Source organism: Polaribacter pectinis (assembly GCF_014352875.1).
GTDB lineage: Bacteria > Bacteroidota > Bacteroidia > Flavobacteriales > Flavobacteriaceae > Polaribacter > Polaribacter pectinis.
Genome location: NZ_CP060695.1, coordinates 1,345,013 through 1,370,984 on the forward strand (window position 1 = coordinate 1,345,013; position 25,972 = coordinate 1,370,984).

Sequence of the window (25,972 nt, forward strand, 5' to 3'; positions counted from 1 at the left end):
CTAATTTTTAAAATGTAACATTTAAACCTAAAATAAATTGTCTTGCAGATGGGTAAGAACCATAATCTATACCAGCACCAATTGCTCCACCATTAATTGTTGGATCGAATCCTGAATATTCAGTTAATGTAAATACATTATTAACAGTAGTATATAATCTTAACTTTGTTAAGCCTATTGCCTCTAGAGTTTTAGGTGAAAAACTATATCCAATTTGAATGTTTTGCATACGTAAGAAAGAACCATCTTCTACAAAGAAATCTGAAAACAACTTGTTATTTGTAGCGTCGTTTGTTAATCTTGGTACAGAGTTACTTGTTCCTTCTCCTGTCCATCTTGCTAAATAATAATTAGGTTTGTTAACATTTGGTAAAAAACGCTCGTAATTTCTTACTATTTCTTTTCCAACTTCGGCATATAAATAGGTTGCAAAATCCCAGTTTTTATAATTTACTGAAAGGTTTAAACCCATGTAAAAATCTGCTTGTGGTTTACCTATATTAGTTCTATCGTTAAAATCAATAACTCCATCATTGTTTACATCTTTATATCTAATATCTCCTGGTGAAGTAAGGTTAGAACCTAAACCATCTTGTGATGGATGTGCATCAACTTCTGCTTGATTTTGAAAAATACCATCTGTTTGTAAACCATAGAAATATCCAATTGGCTGTCCAACTTCCATTCTTGATGGTGCTGGGTTACCAATTGCAAAACCACCTCCTTCTACAAAAGCACCTCCTAAAACTTCTGTTACTTCATTTTTTACATAGGTTACATTATATCCTAGATTTACAGAAAAGTCTTCTTTATTTATCGCCTTATAATTTATAGCTAATTCTCCACCTGTATTTCTAGAAACACCTGCATTTACTGTAGGGTTACCTCCTCCTGGAGCCCCTGACCCTAAAATACCAGAGACCGGAAAGTTTTCTATTAATAAATCTTTTCTACTTTCTCTAAAGTAATCTGCAACAACAGTTAATTTATCATCAAAGAAATTAATATCTAAACCAATATCTAATTTTTCTGCAGTTTCCCATTGAGCTTGTGGGTTAGGCAATCTACCTTGTGCTCTACCAGAAGCTAAATCTCCATCAAAAACATAAGTTGCTTCTCCGTCTAGTAAAGATCTGTATAAATTGTTACCTACAAAATTACCTAAAGTACCATAACTTGCTCTTAACTTTAAGAAGTTAATAGTTTCGCTATCTTTTAAAAAATCTTCTTCTGAAACCTTCCAACCAGTAGTTGCAGACCAAAAATAATCTACTCTTTGGTTTTGAGAAAATACTGAAGCAGCATCTCTTCTAACTAAACCAGAAAATAAATATTTCCCTTTATAGTCATACTGTAATCTAGAGAAGTAAGAAATTAAACGTACATCACTACTACCAGAGTTTAAACTTCTTTGTTCATTTTGCGGATCTGTTAAACTTAGATCTGCAAATTCAAAAGAATTATTTGGCACATCAACACCAGATGCGTAAATACCATCAAATAAATCATTTTGCACACTTGTACCTAATGTAAAGGTTGTGTTATGATTTTCTGCAAAAGTTTTATTATAAGTTGCAAAATTCTCAAAAACTACTCTTGTAGAAGTTGCTTTAAATTGATATACAGAACTTTGAGTTTGATTAAAAACTTTACTAGCTCCATAATTCTGAATTGGTGTAAATGAGCGTTGTTTTTCATTAAAGATCTTGTAACCTAATCTAGAAGTTATACTTAAACCCTCAATTGGTTTATATTCTAATTTAAAATTTCCTTCAATACCGTTTCCATTGTTTTCACCAAAAGTATTTGCTAATTGACTTAAAGGATTTACTATTTCAATTCCTAAAAAGTTATTAGTATCATCTTGGTCTGTAGTATAAGTTGGTGCGTAATTTAAACCATTAAATAATACAGAACCAGAAAATCCTTTAGAGGCAGATGTAAAGTAATTACTAATTAATGAGAAGTTTAATTTATCAGTAACATCTACTCCTAAATTCAATTTTATATTATTTCTTATAAAATTAGATTTTTCTTTAGCAATAATACCATCTTGTTCTGTTCGAGAAGCACTAACAAAATATTTAAAATTTTCTCCACCTCCAGACAAACTAATATTATGGTTTATTAAGAAAGCATCATTAAACAATTCATCTTGCCAATCTGTACCTACACCTAAATTACTAACATTGTTAAAAGGGAGAGACTGACCACTTGCTGCATAGGCTTCATTTAAAACCAATGCATATTCTGTTGCATTTAGATAATTTAACTTACGAGTAGTTTGTTGAATTGCAGCATAACTATCATACCTAACAGTTGGTGCTTTGTTCTTTTTACCAATTTTTGTGATTACTAATACTACACCATTTGCACCTTTAATTCCATAAATGGCAGCTTGTGCATCTTTAAGTATAGTAATAGATTCAATATCATTTGGGTTTACACTATTCAAATCACCTTCATACCCATCTACAATTGTTAAAGGCTGGTTGTTTGTATTAGAACTAATACCTCTAATTAAAATATTTACTCCTGCACCAGGTGCACCTGATGAAAGATTAACTGCCACACCTGCACTTGTACCTTGTAGAGCAGCTGCTGCATTAATTGGCTGAAGAGCTTCTAATGTTTCTGCACCTACCAATGACACAGAACCTGTAACATCTTTTCGTTTTTGTTTCCCATAACCTACTACAACAATTTCATCTAAAGATTCTGCAGATTCTTCTAACATTACATTAAGAACACTTTTAGCAGTTACTTCTTTAGTTTTATAGCCTAAATAGCTAAACACAAGAGTAGATCCTTGTTTTACATTAGATAAAGCATACATACCATCGAAATCTGTTTCCGCTCCAACTGTTGAACCTTTAATGATAACACTAACACCTGGCAACATATCTCCAGTTGCGGCGTCTTTAACAACTCCTTTTACATTTATTGTTTGTGCGTTTAAACAAACTGTAATAAACAGTAAGAGTAATAATGTGATTTTTTTTCTCATGAATTAAGACTTTATTATTATTTCTACAAATTTATTATGTTTTTACTGTTATATCCTTAAAAACAACCGCAACAAAAAACATACAATGTAAAAAAACCTTGTATTTTGAGATATATAAAGGAAAAACGAATACTAAAAAAAGGTTAAAAAAATAGATGTTGTGGTATTGTATAGGTGATTTACAACAATGATTGGTTGCTAAATTTCTAAAATGTAATTTGTTAAGTTAGAATCATGAGGTAAGTTCATTTTTTTACGCAACCTATAACGCTTAACTTCTACACTTCTTGGAGAAATATTTAATAAAGGCGCAATCTCTTTAGATGAGAGGTTTAACCTTAAATACGCACACAACCTTAAATCATTTGGAGTTAATTCTGGATGTTTGTTTTTCATCTTTTTTAAGAACTTCTTATCTGCATTATTAAATGCTTCTTGAAACATCTTCCAATCATCTGTATTGTTTAAATTCTTATCTATAATCTTAACAACTTTAGGTATATTTTTCTCACCACCATCTACTAACTCGGTTTTAATAGTGTTTAAGAAGTCATTTTTCTTAATAATATTCATAGTAGAACTTGCTAACTCTCTACTTTTACTATCTATGTCTACTCTTAATTTTTCATTATTAAGTTTCATGATTTCTTGCTTACTTTCTAATTCCTTAAGCTCAAGTTCTTTTTGTGCTCTATAAAGTAATTTCTCTCTTTGCTTTTTATAATATCTTCTAGAAATTATATGCCAAACAAAAAACAATAAAAGTATTAGCACAATATAGATTACCACCATTATATTAGATAGATACCAAGGTTTTTCTATCTTAAAACTGAATTTAGCTTCGTTACTACTTAATTTATTATTAATAATTGCCCTAACTTTAAAAGTGTAATTTCCAAACGGAATATTTTCGAACAAAATACTATTTGAGGAAACTGGAGAACTCCAATCTTTATTTTGCCCTAATAATTGATATTGATATTTGGTTGTAGATGTTTTAGTGTAATTAGGCACACTAAAAAAGAATTCAACATTGTTTTCTTTATTATGAAAGGTTATGTTATTAGATAAATTTACACTTCTTTTTTCTTGATCTAATGGAAAACTATATACTTTATTTATAGATATATTAAAATCTTCACGCTCTTTTACTTTTTTTAAATCTACTATTAAATATCCTTTACTTGTACCTATAAGCTGTTTATTATTCTTAATTTGAATACTGTTTTCAAACCCAGTTTTAGCTTTTCTTAAGTTTTCTGAAATAGGTATACTTTTTATAATTGGTTTGTTACTTAATTTACCTGGAATTAAATACTTTATATCTTCACTAGTAAAAGACCATAATTTATTACTTGACAAATTATTAACTAATCTTGCAGATGTAAAATTTTCTTTAGGAATTAACTTACTATAAGTTGATTCTTTTACAAATTTATTTTTATCTAATTCATACTTAAACACCCCTTTTTTACTTGTATAAAGAATATCGTTATTATATTTCACTAGACTAGAATGAATTCCTTTACTTACACTAGAATCTTTCTCTTGCTTAATAACTTTTCTAAATTCGGAATCAACTCTTAATTTAAAAACCCCTTTATACTCATGGTTTACAATAATTTTATCATTTTCTAAAAGTGTAAAAAACCTACTTGAGGTATTAAACCCTTCAATTTTATTTCTTAAAACCCATTTTAAACCTTGTTTTTTTAATACATATAAGCCATCATAATTCCCTTGAATTAAAGTATTTTTATCTTTTTGTACAATATCCCAAGTTCCTTGAACATTGTTAATTTTTTCAGATTTACCTTTTTCAATAATAAATGTACCTGTATTATGCCCGCAAAACAAAGTGTCTTCTAAAACAACTAAACTCCATACTTGACCTTGAGTGTTTTCTATAAATTGAAACGGTTTTTCTGAATTAACATTCCTGTAAAACAAACCTTGGTTTGTACCTATATATAAATTATTTTCATAAACTACAGAAGTGTATATAGTACCCCAAAAATCATTTTTTTGAGTAAAAAACTTAAAAGGTGAAGCGTTATTTACACAATTAATTCCATTATCTAAACCTAACCAAATGTTATTTTCTTGGTCTTCAAAAACAGAAAGTATTGTGTTATTACTTAAACCAGAACTTTGGGTAATTTGGTAATTGAAGTCTCCATTACCGTATAAAAAAATTAATCCATTTGAAATAGTTCCTAAAACAAAATTTCCGTTTTTTAATTTTTTTGCACTGTATATTAATTTTCCAGCTATCTTATTTTCAGAAGAAACTTTCCATTTTTCAATATTATTTTTACTTAAAAAATAGAAACCTTTCTCTTGCGTTAAAAACAATAATTTATCCTCTGTTTTAAAAATTTCTACTAGGATATTCTCTTTTAAAATAATATCATCCGAAATTAGTTTAGGCACACCATTTTCTATCTTAAAAACACCTTTATTTATTTCTTGAAAATAAATAACCCCATCAACTTTAGATATTTTTTCTATCCTGTTTTCTGCCTTAATAACTTTTAAAGCTTTACTATCTATATTATATAAATAAATTCTTTCTAAAGACTTAAATAACATCCAACCATCAACTTCTAAAATACTCCAAACTTGCTCATCTTCGAGCATTTCAACATTTTGTTCTTTTGTAATTGAAGTATACTCTAATACTCCAAATTTATTTTTTATCCAAAATCCAAAATCCATATAAAAGCCTGTGAATACTTTATCTTCGATAACCTTTACAGACCTCATTATAGTTTGGTTAGGTGTAGGATATAAATGCCACATAGCACCATTATATTCTAATAATCCCTTATTATTTGCTACATAAATAAATTTGTTCTCAGATTGAGAAATGTCCCAATTCTGGTTCTCTGCTCCATAATTTTCTGTTGTAAAAATATTTATTGGAGGAAACTCTTGACAAGTAGATTTAAAAAAAGGGAAAAAAAGTAGAAGCGCTAATAACTGTGTATGGAAATGTTTTTTCATTCAAAAAAAATGTTTGGCTAACAAAAGATATAAAATACTAATAATTAAGCATGTACAAAACTGAAGTAATGAAATGTATAGTTTATAAAAGGTTGAAGTTAAGTGTATTTTATTAATAACACAAATAAAATAAAACTTAAAACTCTTTTTTACTGTAAAAAGAATAATTTTTAATTATTTTTATAGGAAGCAATAAACAGGTAAATGAATTTTATAAAAAAAATAGGAATAGGTAATTTTTTAATGCTATTGTTGTGCGCATTAATTATCATTGTAGCAGAATACCTTTTTTTAACTGGTTATAGATTACATGGAGTTTTCCTTGGTCTTTGGGCACCAACTCTATTAGGTGTAATGATTTACATAAAACTTATTTATAATGAGCGCAGATAAGATAATTTTATACCTTTCTATTTTTGTTGGATTTTGCGTAGTTCTATGGGCATATTTCATGATTAGTGAATATGATAAAGTAACTAAAGACTAATCTTTGCGTTTTATTTATTGTTTATCTTCCAATAAAACAACACTAAATTCTGACATAAAACTTGCTTTCCCTTCTTTTACTTCAATTTCTTTATTAGAATAAGCATCTCTTAATATATCACCATTACTAAATACAGAAGAAACATCTATATCTATCTTGTTTTCTATTATATTTATACCAATTACAACTTTATCTTCATTTCTAACTCTTGAGAAAAATAGACCATTTTTTTCTGATATTAATTGATGTTTTCCTGCGCCAACTGACATGTGGTTTGCTCTAAAATGCCCCAACTTCTGCCAATGACTTAATACTTCCTGTGTTTTAACATTGTTTTTTATATCGTCCCAATTCATAAAAGAACGTAAAGTTGCATCACCAACTGTACCTTCAATTGTTAAATTTCTAGCAGATTCGTCTCCATAATACACTTGAGAAGTTCCAGGTGTTATCATTAACATTGTAGCTGTTTTAAAAGGCATTTTTCTTTCCTTATCAAAAGGTTGACCATCGTCATGAGAAGTCATATAATTTAAAATTCCGTAATCTTTTAATTCATTTTGAAGAATTGTATCATATTTATGAAAAACGTCTTTTTCGGTCATTTGTTTAGCATTCCATTTAATTTCAAAATTGATTAAACTATTAAATGCTTTATCAAAATAATTGACTTTTTTATCACCAAAACTAAATGCTTTTCCGTGAGAAATTGCATAATTATATACTTCTCCAACTAAATAAAAATCATTATTATCTAAAACTTTTTCAGGATTATTTTTCTTGTATTCTGCAAAAGCTACATCGCATTCTTCTTTAAATTCTTGCCACACAAATTCTTCTGTATGTTTTACTGTATCTACTCTATAACCATCAATTCCGAATTCTGTAATATAATCTGTTAGCCATTTTATAATATAAAAACGAGGTGCTTTTGGATGGCCTGTTCTTTCAAAAAATGCATCTAATTCTGCAACTTCTTCTTCATAACGTCCTTCTTCTTTCCATTTTGCAACTAATTGTGGAGGCAAAGCTACGTTTTCATTACTTTCTGTTTTAATATCTGGTAAATTTTTAACCAAAGTACAAGATACTGTGTGTTCATAATTATCATAAGTACATTGTGGTTCTGTACGAACCCAATCATTTGGCCAAACAGGGTCTTTTTCTGTAACAGGTCCTGTATGATTAATTACTGCATCTAACAAAACTCTAATTCCGTTTTTATGAGCAATTTTTACCAATTCTTTAAGATCTTCTTTTGTTCCGTAATTTGGGTCAATTTTTGTCCAATCTTTAGCCCAATACCCATGAAAACCATAAGAAAGCCCTGTACCTTCATCTGTTCCACCATAAATTTGCTCTACAATTGGCGTCATCCAAATAGCGTTGATTCCTAATTTGGTAAAATAACCTTCCTCAATTTTTTGCGTAATTCCTTTAATATCTCCACCTTCAAAACCACGTAACTTACCAGTTTCTTTGGTTCTATCAAAATTAATATCATTAGAAGTATCGCCATTATTAAATCTATCTGTTAACAAAAAGTAGATGTTTGCTCCTTCCCAAACAAATTCTTTTTTTGCAGTTAGTTTTACTTCTTTATTGTTTGATGTATTTTCTTTACAGCTAATGATAGCTACAAAAATGAAAATGAAGAATATTTTTTTCATGATAAATTTTATTGGATTTGAAGAATAAAAGATTCTAATGGATTGATAACGATATTAATATTTCCTACTGAATTATTCACAACTAAATTAAATGATTTTGTATTGTATAGTTTATCTTTCAATACATAAGTTCCTTCTTCTAAATTCCATTTTTTAATAATTTCTGAAGGAATTTTTAATTGAAATTTAAAGGCTTCATTATCATCGAAATTAGAAATAATTACCAATTTTTCATCTTCTGAAAAACGAGTATATGACAATATTTTGTGTGTATAATTTGGCGTATTTTCTCTATTATATTGATGTAAATCTGCATATTCTCCCATTAAAGCATCACTTTTAATAGTAAAGTTTAATAAACGTTTGTAAAAATCTCTTAAATCGAGTTCTTCTTTGGTTGATTTTCCTCCATCGAAATTTTTATCATTTACCCATCTTTGTAAAGTTGGAACACCCACATAATCGAAAATTGAAGTTCTTGACGGACTTCCAAAACCTGCATTTTCGGAACCATCTTCACCAAATTCTTGACCAAAATAAACCATTGTTGGTGCTGTAGAAATTGTGGTAGAAACTACCATTGCTGGTTTTCCTTTTAGGGCATTTCCAGCAAATTCTGGACTCGCAATTCTTTGTTCGTCATGATTCTCTAAAAAATGCAACATATTATGTTCAATATCTTTTAAATCTTCAATAATTGGTGGAATATTATCTGTTAAACCCTTTCCTTGCATTACGTGTTTTATAGTGTCATACAACTGAACTTTGTCATATAAATAATCCATTTTTCCTTTTTTAATGTAATCTCTATACAAACTAGGATTATACACTTCTGCCAATAAAAAAGCATTTTCATTTTTCATTTTGATTGCAGAGTTCATAAAACTCCAAAATTCAACAGGCACCATTTCTGCCATGTCATATCTAAAACCATCTACTCCTTTAGCAATCCAATACAAAGCAATATCTCTAAATTTTATCCAAGAATTTGGTACTTTTTTATCTTTCCAAAACTCGAAATGTTTTTTATAATTTTCATTATCAAAATCTGTTGGTAATTCGTCAAATTCCTTTTTCCCATCTGGAGAAATCCCATAATTTACTTTTACAGTTTCGTACCAATCATAAAAACTTGGTTTAGGAGAACGCGCGCCATTTCCTGTCCATTTTGCAGGATTTTCATCGAATTTACCATCAGAAAGTGGGTGTTTTTCGCCACCTAGAGGTAAATATCCATTTAAAAAATCTGGCACTTCAAATGCTTTGTTTGGCACGTAATAGAAGTTATTATCTACATGGTATTCTAAAGAAGTATCATCTTCTGCACCAAAATCTTTGGTTCCTTCTGGGTTTGATAAACTTTGGTAATTTCTTGCAACGTGATTTGGAACAATATCAATAATCACTTTTAAATCGTTTTTATGAGAACGTTCTATTAAAGCTACAAATTCTTGCAATCTGTTTGTTACATTTTCAGCCAAATCCGGATTCACGTTGTAATAATCTTTTACTGCGTAAGGAGATCCTGCTCTACCTTTTACAACATCTGGATCGTCATTTGAAATTTCGTATTTTGTATAATCTCGAATTACATCATGATGAGGAACGCCTGTGTACCAAATATGCGTAACACCTAAATTTTTAATTTCAGTTAGAGCTTTGTCTGTAAAATCATTGAATTTACCAACACCATTTTCTTCAATTGTACCCCAAGGTTTGTTGGTGGTATTTGTGTTCCCAAACAAACGTGTAAAAACCTGATAAACCACTATTTTTTTCTTCGTAACTGTACTCTTCATCTTCTTTTCTGAAACTTTTTCTGTTGAACAACCAATTAAGATACTTAAAACTAAAACGGTTAAAACGCTGTATATTTTTCTCATAATTCGGCTTATTTTAATGATATTTTTATTTCTACTTCTTTTTTAGTATTCCATTTTACAGGAATTTTTAAAACATTGTTTTCTGGAGTAATTTTTCTTCTTTTTCCTGCCACTTTTATCTTTTTCGGACTCCAATTGATGTTATGAATAACTAACATAATTTCTTTTTCTGTTGATTTCCAATTACTTCCTAATTGGGCTTCCAAATCAATTTCTAACCATCTTTTACAAGTTTCTGCTTCAAATTGTAACAACTCGTAATTTTCTTTTTCAAACGCATTTGCAGTAACTCCATCATCGTTATAAAAAGTCCTTTCACTTTCTGTAACGGAAGCATCATAATAATAATGCAGTTCTAATTTGTCGCCATCATAATCGTCTGTAGTTTGAATTACATCTGTCATCAAAATAAAAGCGCCACCTCTCACATAAGTTGGAATTGATTTTTGCTTCACTTTTACTGATTTTGTTTGTCCGCCTTCAATTTTTTCTTCATCAAAATAAAAATTGAACCAATTTGCAGTTTTCGGAAAATAAATTTCTTTTGTTTTTACTGAATCTTTTAAAATTGGCGTGATTAAAAAATCTTTTCCCCATAAATAAGTAGAGGCATTTGTCATTAATTTTTTATCATCTTCTTCAAAGAAAATTGGGCGCATTAAAGGTGTTCCTTTTTGGTTATTCTCGAACGCTAAATTGTAATTGTAAGGCAGTAATTTGTAACGCAATTCAATAGCTTTTTTTGCTAATTTCTTTGCTTTTTCACTTCTAAAAACGGGTTCACTTGCTACATCTTCTTGTGCATGAGGCCTGTAAATGGGTTGAAAAACACCATATTGTAACCAACGAGTATATAAATTATCATCTAAATTTTCGCCTGCAAATCCGCCTAAATCAGAATGCATATAACCCAAACCTTGCATTCCCATTTGTAAAGAAATCTCTGGCTGACTTTGCAAACCACCCCAACTTCTGTTTACATCTCCAGACCAAGGAATCATTCCAAAACGTTGTGAACCTGAATAACCTGCTCGCATTAAAATAAAAGGTCTTTCGTTAGGGAAATTAATTTTATAGCCATCAAAAATTAGTTTTGCCCAATCGTGTCCATAAATATTATGGACTTCATTTGCAGAACCTGTTGCATGTTGCACCCAAGTTGGATGTACTTCTGGCTCACCTAAATCTCCCCAAAGTCCTTTTGCTCCAAGACTTAAAATGTCTTTGTAAATATTCCAAAACCACTCTTTTCCTTCTTTCTTATAGATGTCTACAATTCCTGTATTTCCAAAATAGAAATCATATTTTGCAGAATTCCCTACAGAATCTTTCGCTAAAACATCTTTTTCTACAGCATCATTCCATTTTTTAGAGTTGGTTAAAATAAATGGCTCTGTAATTAAAACTGTTTTTACACCTTTCTTTTTAAAATTAGAAATCATTCCTTTCATATCTGGGAAAGAATCTTTGTAAACCTCTAAATTCCCCATGGTTCCTTTCATCTCTTTTCCAAACCAATACAAGTCTAAAATAACAGCGTCTACAGGAATTTCTTCCTCCTTAAATTTAGCAATGGTATTTTCTGTTTCTTCTTGAGAATGATAGCCAAATCTGCTGGAAAAATTACCTAAAGTCCATCTTGGAGGCAAAGGCTGTTTTCCTGTTAAATTGGTATAATTATCTATTAAATCAATCCAAGAATCACCAACAATTACTTGATACGTTTTACGACCGGAAATGGTTTCATAAGTTAAAGAATTGTCTTTTTTACTATCTAAATCTAAATAACCAACTGGTGCATTATCAAAATGAAGCATGTATTTTTTTGATGAAATTACAATTGGTAACGTAAAATTCATCATTTCTGAATGTGTTTCATAACCATAATGCGCTCTGTTAAATAATGCCAAACGATTACCACGTCTGTTCATTCCTAAAGCCCTTGCTCCTGCTCCATATAAAATTTCATCTGAAGTTAAATTGAATTCTATTTTCTCGGTTTCTTCTGCAATAATATTACCTTTTACTGTTTCTAAAGGATTGTGTTTCGACTTAAAATAGCCTTGTTTTTCTGATGTAATTTCTTCGTTTTTATAAAAATAAGAGATTTTAAATGGCGCTTTTTGAACTTTTACTAAAACACCTCTTGATGAAAAATTTATATAATTTGAAACTTCATTAAAAGTTACATCTGTTGAATTTCTGTCTAAAATTACTGCATGAGATTTTAGAGAATATGTTTCTCCTTTTGGGATAAAAGAAGTTTCAACAATTTTAGAATTGTAAAATTTTATTAGATAAAATCCATCATTAACTTCTACATTTAAAATATCATCTTTTATAACTGAAGCTTTTTTAAAAATTCTATTTGAGTTTTGAGCAAATGAAAAAGTAGATAAGAAAAAAAATAAAAAAAGGAGTTTTAATGTTTTCATAAATTAGTTTATGAGATTCTGAAACAAATTCAGAATGACGTTATTTTTTCAGTAAAAATGTTAATGGTATATCTATTCTTTTTTGCCAAGAAATTTCTGAATGATCTGTTCCTTCAAAAAATAAGTTTTTGAAATTTGCTTCTGTAAATCCGTTATTTAGAAAAATAGAATCAACTTTGGGTGCATAAACAGGATAAAACTGATCTAAAGTTTTATTACCATAATCAAAATACATTTTATGTGTTTTTACATCAGGAAGATTCTTTTCTAAATAAGTAAGAATTGAATTTGGTAATGGATTATTCTCTATTGGTTTTGCGCCAACCCAATGTGTAGAAATACAAGCTGCACCTTCAAAAACGTCTGGATATTGAGAAATTGCGTACATGGACATTAAGCCACCCATTGAAGAACCAGCCACAAATGTGTTTTCTTTATTTGTGTAAACAGAATATGTTTTGTCTATATAAGGTTTTAAATCTTCAACTAAAAATTTTAAATATTCATCACCATTTAAATCTTCTAAAGTAAAATCATTATTCGATAAACTTTTAACCCTTTCTAACTCTTCTTTTGTTAAAAAATTCATGGCTTTTTCTGGATACAAGTCCAACCATCTTAATGCTGCAATATTGTGAATACCAACAACTATAAATTCTTTAGTAACACCTTCTTTCATTAATTTTGATGCAACTTCATCTATTTTCCATTCTTGCTTATTCCAAGTAGTGGTTTCATCAAACAACATTTGACCATCGTGCATGTATAAAACTGCATATTTTTTTTCATCAGAATAATTTTCTGGTAACCAAACATCTACAGGTCTTGGAGTAATGTGTTTTGTAGGAAAAGAATCTACTCTTATTAATTTTCCTGCGGTTAATACAGCATCTTCTAGTACTTTTGCAGAAATATTATCAACCTTTTTTTCTTCTTTCTTATTCTCCTTACTTTCTGATTTACAAGAAATAATAAACAGCATTAAACAAAGAATAATTATATTTTTCATATTTTGTTCTTTAAAAGTTCTCGATACAATTCTGATAAAAAATCAGAATTACTCGAACTGACAGATTCTGATTTGAAAATTTTACTTTTTTGTGGTTAAAATGATACTTCCTTTGTTTTTTAATTCCATAGAATCTCCCCAAATATAATCATGCCCAGAAATAAGGTTTTTTAAAGTTTTCCCTTCTAAACCAATTTCTGCGTATCTTTTTAAGTCGATTGTAATTGGTTTATCATTTTTGTTGATTATATGCACAACAATTTCATCATTTAAAATTCTAAACAAAAAGTAAGTTCCCATAAAAGGTGCAAAGTGAATGGTTTTACCATCATGAATTGCCTTACTATTTTTTCTGTAGTTTAGTAATTTAGACACAAAACTCTGCATGTCTTTTTGCTTTTCAGACAAACCAGTTCCAGTAAATGCGTTTATTTTATCTCCTTTAAAACCTCCAGGAAAATCTGTTCTAATTAAGCCATGATCTCCAGGATTTGCAGAATCGTCCATTAAAATTTCTGTTCCGTAATAAACTTGTGGAATTCTTGGCAACAATAACATATAACTGAACGCCATTTTAGCTTTGGCTGCATCTTCTTTTACTTCTGTGTATAACCTACTTTTATCATGATTGTCTAAAAAAACCATAATATCTTTTGGTGTTGTATAATGAAAGTCGTTTGCCAAACCTTCATACAATTTCACCAAACCTTTGTCCCAAGATTCTTCTTCATTTATACCATCTATTATAGCTTTTTGCATTGGAAAATCCATTGGTGATTTTAAATTAGACTCATAACCGTCTTTATTATTTGCACCTTTTTGCCAATAACCAACCAATAATGGGTTGTAACTCCATTCTTCGCCAACAATAGAAAAATTTGGGTATTCTGCCATAATTGCTCCTGCCCAATCAGACATAAAATCTTTATCTGGATAAGGGTAAGTGTCTTGTCTAATTCCACCTAAACCTAACGTTTCTATCCACCAAATACTATTCTGAATAATGTATTTTGCCATAAATGGATTTCTCTGATTTAGGTCAGGCATATCTGCAACAAACCAACCTTCGTTATTTCCTTTTTTATCTGACTCTGAAGCGTAAAAATCTTGATTTGTAGTTCTTCTGTGATTAGAACCGATATTAGATTCCCAACCCCAATTATCGATATTATCTTCGTAGTTTTTTTGGTTATTTACCCAATCATCAAAAGGAATATCTTTCATCCACCAATGTTCTAAACCACAATGATTTGCAACTTGATCCATGATGAGTTTCATGCCTTTTTCTCTTAAATCATCTGCTAACTTTTTATAATCGGCCATGGTTCCAAAACGAGGGTCTACTGTGTAATAATCTGTAATTGCATAACCATGATAGGAACCTCTAGCCATATCATTTAATAAAACTGGTGTTGGCCAAACAGTAGTAAAACCTAAATTAGATATGTAATCTATATGATTTATTATTCCTTTTAAATCTCCACCATGACGTTTGTAACCATCTGTTCTATCTAAAGAAGTATCTTTTAAATTTTTGATAACATCTGTAGATTCGTCTGCATTTGCAAAACGATCTGGTGTAATTAAATAAATAGCATCAGAACTATTAAAACCAACATAATCTTCTGCAGATTTTACTCTAGATTTTAACTCGTAAGTATGTGTTTTTTTTAATCCTTTTTCCGAAGTAAAAACAATATCAAACTTTCCAGGATTTGTATTTTTCTCTATTAAAATATCAATAAATAAATAATTTTCACTTCTTGCTTTGTGAAATTTATCAATAGTTACCCCAGCGTAAGAAATACTTGGCGTAAAATCTCCAATATTATTTTCTTTAACTAACAATTGTAGTGAAGAGTCTTTAAAATTTACCCACCAATTTGGCGGTTCTACTCTTTCTAACATAGTATTTGAAACTGGCATTTGTTCTTTACTTATTTTTTTTTCTGTTGATGAATTACATGCTAAAAATAAGATTACAAATGGTATAATGATAAAATTTTTCATTTATTATTAATATTTTCTACAAGGTTTTTCAGTAAAAAAACCTTGTAGAATTATTTTAAACAGTTTGTAAATTATTTGGTGATACTGTTACTTTTTCTCCGTTAACAAGAATGTTTAATTCATTGTTGCCATCAATTTCAAAAACAGTTCCATTTTGTGAAACACTCACAGTAATTATTTGATTTCTAAAGTTTACTTTAAACGAATACGTTTGCCATCCTTTTGGAATTTTTGGTGCAAAAGTCAAGGTGTTATTTAACACTCTCATACCTCCAAAACCTTCTACAATACTCATCCAAGTTCCTGCCATAGAAGTAATATGTAACCCTTCTTCTACTTCGTGATTGTAATCGTCTAAATCTAATCTTGACGTTCTTAAATAGAACGTATACGCTTGTTCCATTCTATCTAACTTTGCAGCTTGAATACTATGTACACAAGGAGAAAGTGAACTTTCATGAACTGTAAATGGTTCGTAAAAATCGAAATGACGTTCTAATTCTTCCGTAGAAAAATCATCTTCGAACATGTAGAAACCTTGTAAAGTATCTGCTTGTTTTATGTATGGAGAACGTAAAATTCTGTCCCAACTCCATTTCTGGTTAATTGGTCTTTGACTTTTATCTAAATCTGCAACAGTAATTAATTCTTTATCTAAAAAACCATCTTGTTGTAAGAATACATTATGCTCTTCCGAATATGGAAAATACATATTATCTGCCACTTTTTTCCATCCAATTAATTCATCATCAGTAAAATAAACTTTTTCTTTAATTCTAATATAATCTGAAATATGGTCAGTTTTTACAAGTTCTATATTTTTTAAAGCATAATTAATACACCATTTTGCAATGTAATTTGTGTACCAATTATTGTTGATATTATTTTCATATTCATTGGGTCCTGTTACTCCCAAAATCATGAACTTATCTTTATTGGTAGAAAATGTTGCTCTTTGGTGCCAAAAACGTGCAATTCCTATTAAAACTTCCAATCCTTTTTCTGGAATGTAAGAATAGTCGTTTGTAAAACGATGATAGTTAAAAATTGCAAATGCAATAGCGCCATTTCTATGAATTTCTTCAAAAGTAATTTCCCATTCATTATGACATTCTTCGCCATTCATTGTAACCATTGGATACAAAGCTGCCCCGTTTTTAAAACCTAATTTCTCAGCATTTTCAATCGCTTTTTCTAAATGATTGTATCTATATTCTAATAATTTTCTTGCTACAGATTGGTCTTTTGTTGCCATGTAAAATGGAATACAATACGCTTCTGTATCCCAATATGTGCTTCCTCCATATTTTTCTCCTGTAAATCCTTTTGGACCAATATTTAAAGTTGAATCTGTTCCTAAATAAGTTTGATTTAAGTGAAAAATATTAAAGCGAATTCCTTGTTGTGCTTTTACATCTCCTTCAATTGTTATGTCGGACATTTTCCAAATCTGCGCCCAGGATTGCTTTTGAGTTTCTAATAAAGCATAGAAACCAAAACTTACAGCTTTGTCTAAAACATCTTTTGCTACTTTAACTAATTCGTCTTTATTATGATCTCTATCAACCACATAACCTCCAAACTTATGAATTGTAAACGTTTGATTTTTTTTGGTTTCTTGTTGATAATTACATGAAACATAATTAGCTGTTTTTTCATTATTACAACCAGTTATTACTTCGTTTCCATCTAAAAACAAACGAGATTCCATAAAAGTACACGTATAAAAATGTGTTTTCATAGTTCTAGCTTTAATAAAAGATTGTTGGTTGTTTTGGGTAACTTCTAAAACATCCCAAAATTGGTCATCCCAATTGGTATCTTCATTTGTAATTCCTGCATCTAAATATGGAGAAAAAGTAATTTTTGCATCGGAATTTAAAGGTGTTACAGCATATTTAATTGCTCCAACCTCATCTAATTCTAGACTTAAAAAACGTTTTGTTTCAACATTAATTTTAACTCCATTTTGTAAAACAGCTTCAAAACTTCGCGACAACCAACCTTCTTTCATGTTGAGTTCTCTCTTAAATTTTGAAACCTCTTTACAAGTGTGTAAATCTAAATTTTCGTCGTTAATTTGAACGTTAATTCCAATCCAATTTGGTGCATTTAAAACTTTTGCAAAATATTCTGGATAGCCGTTTTTCCACCAACCAACTCTAGTTTTATCTGGGTAGTAAACACCACCAATATAACTTCCTTGAAAAGTTGAACCCGTGTAATTTTCTTCGAAATTAGCACGTTGTCCCATAGCGCCATTACCAATACTGAATAGACTTTCAGACGATTTTACCATTTCTGGATTAAAACCTTCTTCTATGATGGACCAATCATTGGGTATGATATAATCTTGATTCATTTTTATATTTTATTATAAGAAAATAGTGGGAAGTTAGAAGTGGGAAGTTAGTAGTCGAAATTCGTTTTTGAATTTTGATCTTTCTTCATTTTATAATTGAAATCTTCTAAACTCTTTTGCTGTTTTCTTGTTTCTATTTTCTAATTTTTATTGATTAAATCTTGTATAAAATTGGTGTCGATTTCTGTAAAATCTTTAAAATTATATCTTGCTTCAGATAAGACTTTTTCATCTCCAATTCCTATACTAATCATTTTTGCACTATTTGCAGCTTGTACACCTGCAACAGCATCTTCAAAAACTAAACAATCGCTAGAATTTACGCCCAATTGCTTTGCAGCTAAAAGAAATACTTCTGGATCTGGTTTTGCTTTTGTAACATTGTTACCATCTACAATTACATCAAAATAAGACAATAAACCTACTTTTTCTAAAATTGGTTGCGCGTTTTTACTTGCAGAACCTAATGCTATTGGATGTTTTCTATCTTTTAAGTAATCTAATATTTTTGGAACGTCTGGTAATATTTCAGAAGCGTCCATATTTTCTATGTACTTTAAATAATCGACATTTTTCTCGATCATCCAAGTATCAAATTGTTCTTGTGTTGCTTCAACTTTACCAATTTCTAACAAAATTTCTAAACAACGCTTTCTACTAACGCCTTTAAATAATTCGTTTTGTTCTTTGGTAAATTCGAAACCTAAATCGTTGGCTAAATTTTTCCAAGCTAAATAATGATATTTGGCAGTGTCTACAATAACACCATCCAAATCGAATATAAATCCTTTCTTCATTTTAAATTTTAAATTTCTTCTTGATAACGAATTGCTTTTTTATTGGTAATTAATAAATTACACAAACCAGCAATTATTAAACTTATTCCTGCAACTGTCATTGCATGGATTGCTTCTTCTCCAATTAAATTAGATACATAATTAATACCACCTAACGCAGCAATAATTTGTGGAATTACAATAAACATGTTAAAAATTCCCATAATTACACCCATTTTCTTTGGGTCTACAGAACTCGATAACATTGCATAAGGCATGGAAAGAATACTACCCCAAGAAATTCCAATTAATACAAAACAGTATTTTAGCGTTTCTGGTGAAGCTGTATTCATTAGTAAAAAACCTGCACCCCCAGCAATTAAAGAAAACATGTGTACATATTTTCTGTTAATATTTCTTTTGGAAGTGTATAAGGTTAATAATAATGCGAAAGCCATGGAAGATAAACCGTAAATTCCCATTGATGAACCTACCAAGTTGGAAGATTCTTGAAACTTTGTATTGGCAACCACAAAAGCATCTTTTTGTGCTAAATCTTGCATATTATAATCAGTTTCAATTGGTGCTGGCGATTGATAAACATGCTCTGTTAAAGCAGGATTTGCCAAACTCCACATCGTAAAAAAAGCAAACCAAGAGAAAAACTGAATAATCCCTAACTTTTTCATTGTTAATGGCATACTTCCAATATTATTTAAAATATCAGGAATAAAATTATTCTTTTTCGCCTTTTCTCTTTCGAATTCCTCCATGTCTTCTGGCGGATATTCATCTGTTGTAAAAACGGTATATAGAATACTTGCTAAAAAGACAAAAGCGCCAATTGCAAAAGCAACTTTTACAGACATTGGCACCACTCCAGATTCAGCAACATTACTAACTCCTAATTGAGAAACCATCCAAGGTAAATTACTAGCAATCCAAGTTCCAATTCCAATAATTAATGTTTGTACAACAAAACCATAAGAACGTTGAGATTCCGGTAATTTATCTGCCACTAAGGCTCTAAATGGCTCCATAGAAATGTTTATGGAAGCATCTAAAATCCATAAAAAACCAGCGGCAACCCACAAAGCAGGTGAATTAGGAACTAAAAATAAAGCTATAGAGCTTAAAACTGCTCCTACTAAAAAGTAAGGTCTTCTTCTACCCCATTTTACGCTCCAAGTTCGATCACTCATATAACCAATAATTGGTTGTACAAGTAAACCTGTTAAGGGTGCAGCAATCCATAATAAAGGAATATCCTCCTTACCTGCTCCTAAAGTTTGAAAAATTCTTGACATAAATCCACCTTGAAGGGCGAATCCAAATTGTATTCCTAGAAACCCGAAACTCATGTTCCAAATTTGCCAGAAGCTTAATTTACGCTTTTCCATTATCGAATATTATAAATGAATATTACGATAAGTTTTTCGACTTATCAATTAATAAATTTTGTGGAATGTAATTTATTGATAAACCTTAATAATGTAACAAAGATATATTTATTTTATGAAATTGATAAAAATCAATTAAAAAAGTTACGACGACGGTTTCGTAGATTCTCGTAATTTTAAGTCGCTAGAAATCACAATTTTTTTAGGTTTAAAAACTTCTGCTTCATTTTCTATTCTTTCTATTAATAGTTCAACTGCTTGTTTACCCATTGTAAAACCATGTTGTGCAATTGTGGTAATTGATGGTGAAGAATATTCTGAAATTAAACCGTCTGTAAAACCTATTACAGACATATCTTTTGGTACATTAAAACCTCTCTCTTTCGCTATTCTCATTGCATTTGCAGCATAAATTTCATTTACTGCAAAAACCGCATCAATATCATGTTCAAAAACTTTTTCTATTTGACTTTTAATGTCTTTATTCTCATCAACCTCTACAATAAGCTTATTGTCCGTTTTAATATATTCTTCAATTAAGGCTTTCTCATACCCTTGCCTTCTTAAAGCTCCAACATTAACATGATTTGGAGTTGTAATTAATGCTATTTTTTTATTACCATTGCTTAATAAATGTTTCGTTGCTTTATAACCTGCACCAACATCATCTACTACAACTTTGTCACAAGAAATTTCGTCTACAACTCTATCAAATAATACCAATGGAATTTCTTCAGAAACCAAACCTTTAATGTGATTGAAGTCTTTATTTTCAAGCGTTTCACTTGCTATTGAAATAATTAAACCATCTACACTTCCATTAGATAAAACCTTTAAAGTTTCTACTTCTTTCTTGTAAGATTCATTAGAAAAACAAACCATAATATTATACCCTTTTGCATTGGCACCGTCTTCAATTCCCATAATAACTGTAGAGAAAAAATGATGTACAATTTTAGGTAAAATAACCCCAATTACTTTGGTCTTTTGATTACGTAGTTGAAGCGCTAAATTGTTTGGCTTGTAGTTATAAAGGTTGGCAAAAGCTTGAATTTTATCTTTGGTTTCTTTACTAATTTCATGACTATCTTTTAAGGCTTTAGATACTGTAGATGTAGATACTCCTAATTCCTTCGCGATTGTTTTAATTGTAATTTTTTGCTTCATTTTTTATGAAATAAGAAATTTTGATGGTTTATAATGCTAATTTAATGATAAATTAGAGAAAAAAGTTGTCAACACGAAACCGATTTCGTAGATTTTATTCTATTGAAAATAAGGATTGTCTGTATATATTTACAATGTGGAATGTAAATTTATTGTTATCAACAAGTCAAATTTACAGTTATTATTTAACAAATTATACATGAAAAAATTTAAATTATTGTTAATTGGAATTCTTTTAACTACATCATTTAGCATGTTTGCGCAACAAACAGTAAAAGGTGTAGTAAAAGAAAAAGCAACAGGCGAACCTTTGCCTGGTGTTAGTGTAGTAGTTAAAGGCACTACAAGAGGATCACAAACTGATTTTAATGGAAACTTTACAATAGAGAAAGTAAAAACTGGAGATGTTTTAGTTTTTAGATATCTTGGGTTTGCAGATAAAGAAGTTTCTATTGGAACTAATTTTAACATAACAGTTGAGTTAGATGAATCTGCAGAACAATTAGATGAAATTGTTGTTGTAGGTTACGGTACAACAACTGTAAAAGACGCTACAGGTTCTGTAGAGTCTATTACTGCTAAAGATTTTACAAAAGGTAACATTGTAACACCAGAAAACTTATTAAGTGGTCGTGTTGCAGGTGTTAATATTACTACAGACGGAGCTCCAGGTGCTGGTTCTCAAATTAGAATTCGTGGTGGATCTTCTTTAGATGCTTCTAACGATCCATTAATAGTTATTGATGGTTTACCAATGGCAGGAAGTGCTGGTGGTTCTAGAGGTGTTTTAGCAAGTATAAACCCTAATGACATTGAGTCGTTTTCTGTATTAAAAGATGCTTCTGCAACTGCAATTTACGGTTCTAGAGGGGCAAATGGTGTTATTATCATTACCACTAAAAAAGGTAGAAGCGAATATTCTTTAGATTACGATTTTCAAATGGGTTTTGGAGAAGTTAGAAACAGAATTAATGTTTTTGATGGTGATGCTTTTAGAACTTTAGCTCCACAGAAATTTCCTAGTTTAGCTGGTTTGTTAGGTACTGCTAACACAAATTGGCAAGATGAAATTTATCAAAAATCTGTATCAACGCAGCACAACCTTACTGCTAGAGGTCAAATTTTTGGGGTTATACCTACAAGATTATCTATTGGTATTTCTAGTATTGAAGGAAACCTTTTAACTTCTAATTTTGATAGAGCAACTTTCTCTGTTTCTATGAATCCTAGTTTTTTAGATAACCATTTAAAAATAAACTTAAATTATAATAGAGCTTTTGAAGACAATAGATTTGCAGATAAAGGACAAATTGGAGCAGCTTTACGCTATGACCCAACACAACCTGTAAGAGATTCTAGCTCTCCTTTTGGTGGATTTTACCAACATTACACAAGAGATGCTAACGGAATTATAATATCGCAAGGAACTAGAAACCCGGTTGCTGCTTTACTGCAAAACTCTGATTTATCTAACGTTTTTAGACAATATGGTAATTTAAAAATAGATTATAATTTTCATTTTTTACCAGAATTAACAGCTACTGTTAATGCCGGTTTCGATAAAACTTCTGCAGATGGTACTAGAGTTAATTCATTAAACAGCCCAGCAAGTTATACAGATCTATTTATTGGTAATGATTCTGCTTATACCAATGAGGTTTCTAACGAATCTTTAGATACCTACTTAAATTACGTAAATACATTTGGTAAATTAAAAACAGATGTAATGGCAGGTTATTCTTACCAAACTTTTAATGGTTCTGGTACAGATACAGGAAATAAAAGAAATGTTAATGGTGCAGTTCCAACAACAAGAGATGATACTCCTGTTGTTTTAATTGGTTTTCTTGCAAGAGCAAATTTAACTTTTAATGAAAAATACTTACTAACGCTTAACTACAGAAGAGATGGTTCTTCTAAATTTGGCCCAGAAAACAGATGGGGTAATTTTGGTGGTGCAGCATTAGCTTGGAGAATGAGTGATGAAGATTTCTTAAAAGATTCTAAAGTTATCTCTGAATTAAAATTAAGAGCTAGTTATGGTGTTAACGGGCAACAAGATATAGATGGTTCAGATTTGTATTTAGACAGATACCGTTTTGGAAACACAGATTCTCAATACATAATTGGAGGAAACCCAATTTTATCTACAATACCTGGAGGTAGAAGTTTTTTAAGATGGGAAAAAACTGCAACAGTAGAGCTTGGTGTAGATTATGGATTATTTGATAATAGAATTACAGGTTCTGTTAATGCATTTCAAAAAAACTCTACGGATTTATTATCTAAAGCACCTGTAGCAGATGGTTCTAACTTTACAAATAGAATTTTTCAAAATATTGGAGAAATGAAAGTAAATGGTTTAGAGTTTACAGTAAATGCAGACGTTATAAAACAAGAAGATTTTAATTGGAATGCTAGTTTTAATGCTACATATATCGATAGAAAAATTGAAAAATTAGCTTTAGGACAAGATATTACAAAAGGTGGTATTTCTGGTGGAACTGGTAACTTTATACAACTTCATAGCGAAGGTTTTGCTCCAAATTCATTCTATGTATATAAACAATTGTACAACACTGCAGGTAAACCTATTGAAGGTGCTTTTGCAGATTTAAATGGAGATGGAATTATAAATACTCAAGATAAGTATTTAAAAGAAGATCCTTTTGCAGATGTAACTTTTGGTTTTCAATCTAGTATCGATTATAAAAATTTCGATTTAGCTTTTAATTTAAGAGCAAGTATTGGAAACTATTTATATAACAACGTAAATTCTTCTTCTGCACAGTACGATTTAATTCAAGACAATGCCGTTTTAGGAAACATTCCAACAACTGTTTTAAATACAGATTTTCAAAGAACTTCAGATGTAATACTTTCTGATATCTATTTAGAAAATGCTTCCTTCTTAAGAATGGATAATATAACATTAGGATATACTTTTGATAGACCTATCAAAAAATTTGCATCAAATAGTATCCGTATTTGGGCTGGTATGCAAAATGTATTTACAATTACTAACTATTCTGGTTTAGACCCAGAATTAGCAAATGATGGTATAGATAATAACATTTACCCAAGACCAAGAACAATATTGGTTGGTGCAAACATTAAATTTTAATTAATAAAGAATTAATGATGAAAAAAATATTTAAAATAGATAGAATAGCTACCCTATTTCTAGTTATTGTTATAGCAATGTCTTCTTGTACAAAAGATTTAGACGTTACTACAAAAGATGACCAAGATTTAATAGGAGAAGACTTTTTTAAGGATGAAACATCTTATAAAAGGTTATTAGCAGGAGTTTATGCAAACTTATCCTTAACAGGTGTAGATGGTCCAGAAAGCTCTAACATAGAAGGTTTAGATGCTGGTACAAGTCAGTTTGGTAGAGTATTATTATACTTACAAACTTTATCTGCAGACCAAATGATTTGGTCTTATGAAAATGACCCAGGAACAAGAGAAATACAACGTAATATTTGGAATGCTGATGACCCAGTAGTTTTAGGGATGTTTGGTAGAACACATGTAACAATTGCTTTTGCAAATAACTTTTTAAGAGAAACTACAGATGCAAAATTAGATGAAAGAGATGTTTCTACTGCTACAAGAGCAGAAATAAAAACGTTTAGAGCAGAAGCACGTTTGTTAAGAGCAATGTCTTATTATTATATGATGGACTTATTTGGTAAAGCAAACTTTGCTACTGAAGAAGATCCTATTAATGCTATACCTCAAGCGTATGACAGAGCACAATTATTTGATTTTGTAGAAACAGAATTAAAAGCAATAGATGCAGATTTAGCAGATCCATTAGCAAATGAGCATGGTAGAGCAAGCAAAGGTGTTGCTTGGATGATTTTAGCAAAAATATATTTAAATGCAGAAGTGTATATCGGGCAACCAAAATACACAGAGTGTTTAGATTATAGCAAAAAATTAATTGCTGGAGGTTATTCTTTAGCAACTGATTATAAACATAATTTTATGGCAGACAATGATGTAAATACTGCTAAAAATGAAATTATCTTTCCTTTAATTTCTGATGGAACTTTCACTAAAAACTACGGTCCAACAACTGTTATGATTAACGGTTCTGTTGGTAGTATAGAAGCTAACGGAACTGCACTTGGTGTGGGTGCTGGTGGTTGGGGAGGTGCTCTTCGATTAAGAAAACAATTTGTAGCTTTATTTGATGGTGGAATCTATAATAATGATAGAAGAAACGGAATTATTTCTGGAACTAGGTCTAGAGAAATTACAGACATTTCAGATAAAGACCAAGGATATATTTTAGAAAAATATTCTAACGCAACATCTACTGGTAGTTTTGGTGCAGATCAAACTTTTGTAGATACAGATTTCCCTTTATTTAGATTAGCAGATGTATATTTAATGTATGCAGAAGCTCATTTAAGAGGTGGTGCTGGTGGTTCTAATACAGATATGGAATCTTATATAAATTCTTTAAGATCTAGAGCTAACAACCCACAAAATAATTTAACAGCTACAGATATTACTTTAGATTTTATTATAGATGAAAGAGCTAGAGAATTACATTGGGAAGCCCACAGAAGACAAGATTTAATTCGTTTTGGACGTTTTACTGGCGGTAATTATAATTGGGTTTGGAAAGGAAACGGAAGTAATGGTATTTCTTTACCTGCACATTTAAAGCTATATCCAATTCCTTCTGCTAGTTTAGCTTCAAATCCTAATTTAACTCAAAATATAGGGTATTAATTTTTAAC

14 protein-coding genes are annotated in these 25,972 nt (G+C 30.1%); 3 read left to right on the forward strand and 11 right to left on the reverse strand.

Annotation, left to right across the window (positions count from 1 at the left end):
* Nucleotides 1-7: 7 nt before the first annotated feature.
* Both H9W90_RS06285 and H9W90_RS06290 read right to left on the reverse strand, forming a co-directional pair.
* Nucleotides 8-3,007, reverse strand: coding sequence for a SusC/RagA family TonB-linked outer membrane protein (locus H9W90_RS06285; protein WP_187483597.1), 3,000 nt, complete (start codon nt 3,005-3,007; stop codon nt 8-10).
* 198 nt (nt 3,008-3,205) lie between these two features.
* Nucleotides 3,206-6,013: a triple tyrosine motif-containing protein gene (locus H9W90_RS06290; protein ID WP_187483598.1), complete on the reverse strand. Its 2,808-nt coding sequence runs from the start codon at nt 6,011-6,013 to the stop codon at nt 3,206-3,208.
* Between the two features lie 204 nt (nt 6,014-6,217).
* On the opposite strand from H9W90_RS06290, the gene H9W90_RS06295 reads away from it, so the two are divergent.
* Entirely contained in the window at nt 6,218-6,406 is a 189-nt protein-coding gene (locus tag H9W90_RS06295) for a hypothetical protein (RefSeq protein WP_187483599.1), read from the forward strand.
* A 108-nt stretch (nt 6,407-6,514) separates the two neighbouring features.
* Here the strand turns inward: H9W90_RS06295 and H9W90_RS06300 are convergent, their stop codons facing one another.
* From H9W90_RS06300 to H9W90_RS06340, 9 genes are all read right to left on the reverse strand, one after another.
* Entirely contained in the window at nt 6,515-8,170 is a 1,656-nt protein-coding gene (locus H9W90_RS06300) for an alpha-amylase family glycosyl hydrolase (protein ID WP_187483600.1), read from the reverse strand.
* 8 nt (nt 8,171-8,178) lie between these two features.
* Nucleotides 8,179-10,053, reverse strand: coding sequence for an alpha-amylase family protein (locus tag H9W90_RS06305; RefSeq protein ID WP_187483601.1), 1,875 nt, complete (start codon nt 10,051-10,053; stop codon nt 8,179-8,181).
* Nucleotides 10,054-10,061: 8 nt separating this feature from the next.
* Nucleotides 10,062-12,488, reverse strand: coding sequence for a glycoside hydrolase family 31 protein (locus H9W90_RS06310; protein WP_187483602.1), 2,427 nt, complete (start codon nt 12,486-12,488; stop codon nt 10,062-10,064).
* A gap of 40 nt (nt 12,489-12,528) precedes the next feature.
* Nucleotides 12,529-13,497, reverse strand: a complete 969-nt coding sequence (locus H9W90_RS06315) for an alpha/beta hydrolase (RefSeq protein WP_187483603.1) — start codon at nt 13,495-13,497, stop codon at nt 12,529-12,531.
* Between the two features lie 81 nt (nt 13,498-13,578).
* On the reverse strand, nt 13,579-15,507 hold the full coding sequence (locus tag H9W90_RS06320; protein WP_187483604.1) for a glycoside hydrolase family 13 protein: 1,929 nt from the start codon (nt 15,505-15,507) through the stop codon (nt 13,579-13,581).
* 55 nt (nt 15,508-15,562) lie between these two features.
* Nucleotides 15,563-17,869 (reverse strand): glycoside hydrolase family 65 protein, encoded by a 2,307-nt coding sequence (locus H9W90_RS06325; RefSeq protein WP_187483605.1) that lies wholly within the window; start codon nt 17,867-17,869, stop codon nt 15,563-15,565.
* 140 nt (nt 17,870-18,009) lie between these two features.
* Nucleotides 18,010-18,666 carry a beta-phosphoglucomutase gene (pgmB, locus tag H9W90_RS06330; RefSeq protein WP_187483606.1) on the reverse strand — a complete coding sequence of 219 codons (657 nt, stop codon included), beginning with the start codon at nt 18,664-18,666 and terminating at the stop codon, nt 18,010-18,012.
* An 8-nt stretch (nt 18,667-18,674) separates the two neighbouring features.
* Nucleotides 18,675-20,045: an MFS transporter gene (locus H9W90_RS06335; protein WP_187483607.1), complete on the reverse strand. Its 1,371-nt coding sequence runs from the start codon at nt 20,043-20,045 to the stop codon at nt 18,675-18,677.
* Between the two features lie 144 nt (nt 20,046-20,189).
* Nucleotides 20,190-21,212, reverse strand: a complete 1,023-nt coding sequence (locus H9W90_RS06340) for a LacI family DNA-binding transcriptional regulator (protein ID WP_187483608.1) — start codon at nt 21,210-21,212, stop codon at nt 20,190-20,192.
* 199 nt (nt 21,213-21,411) lie between these two features.
* On the opposite strand from H9W90_RS06340, the gene H9W90_RS06345 reads away from it, so the two are divergent.
* Nucleotides 21,412-24,336: a SusC/RagA family TonB-linked outer membrane protein gene (locus tag H9W90_RS06345; RefSeq protein WP_187483609.1), complete on the forward strand. Its 2,925-nt coding sequence runs from the start codon at nt 21,412-21,414 to the stop codon at nt 24,334-24,336.
* A 14-nt stretch (nt 24,337-24,350) separates the two neighbouring features.
* Nucleotides 24,351-25,964, forward strand: a complete 1,614-nt coding sequence (locus H9W90_RS06350) for a RagB/SusD family nutrient uptake outer membrane protein (RefSeq protein ID WP_367890068.1) — start codon at nt 24,351-24,353, stop codon at nt 25,962-25,964.
* Nucleotides 25,965-25,972: the final 8 nt, after the last annotated feature.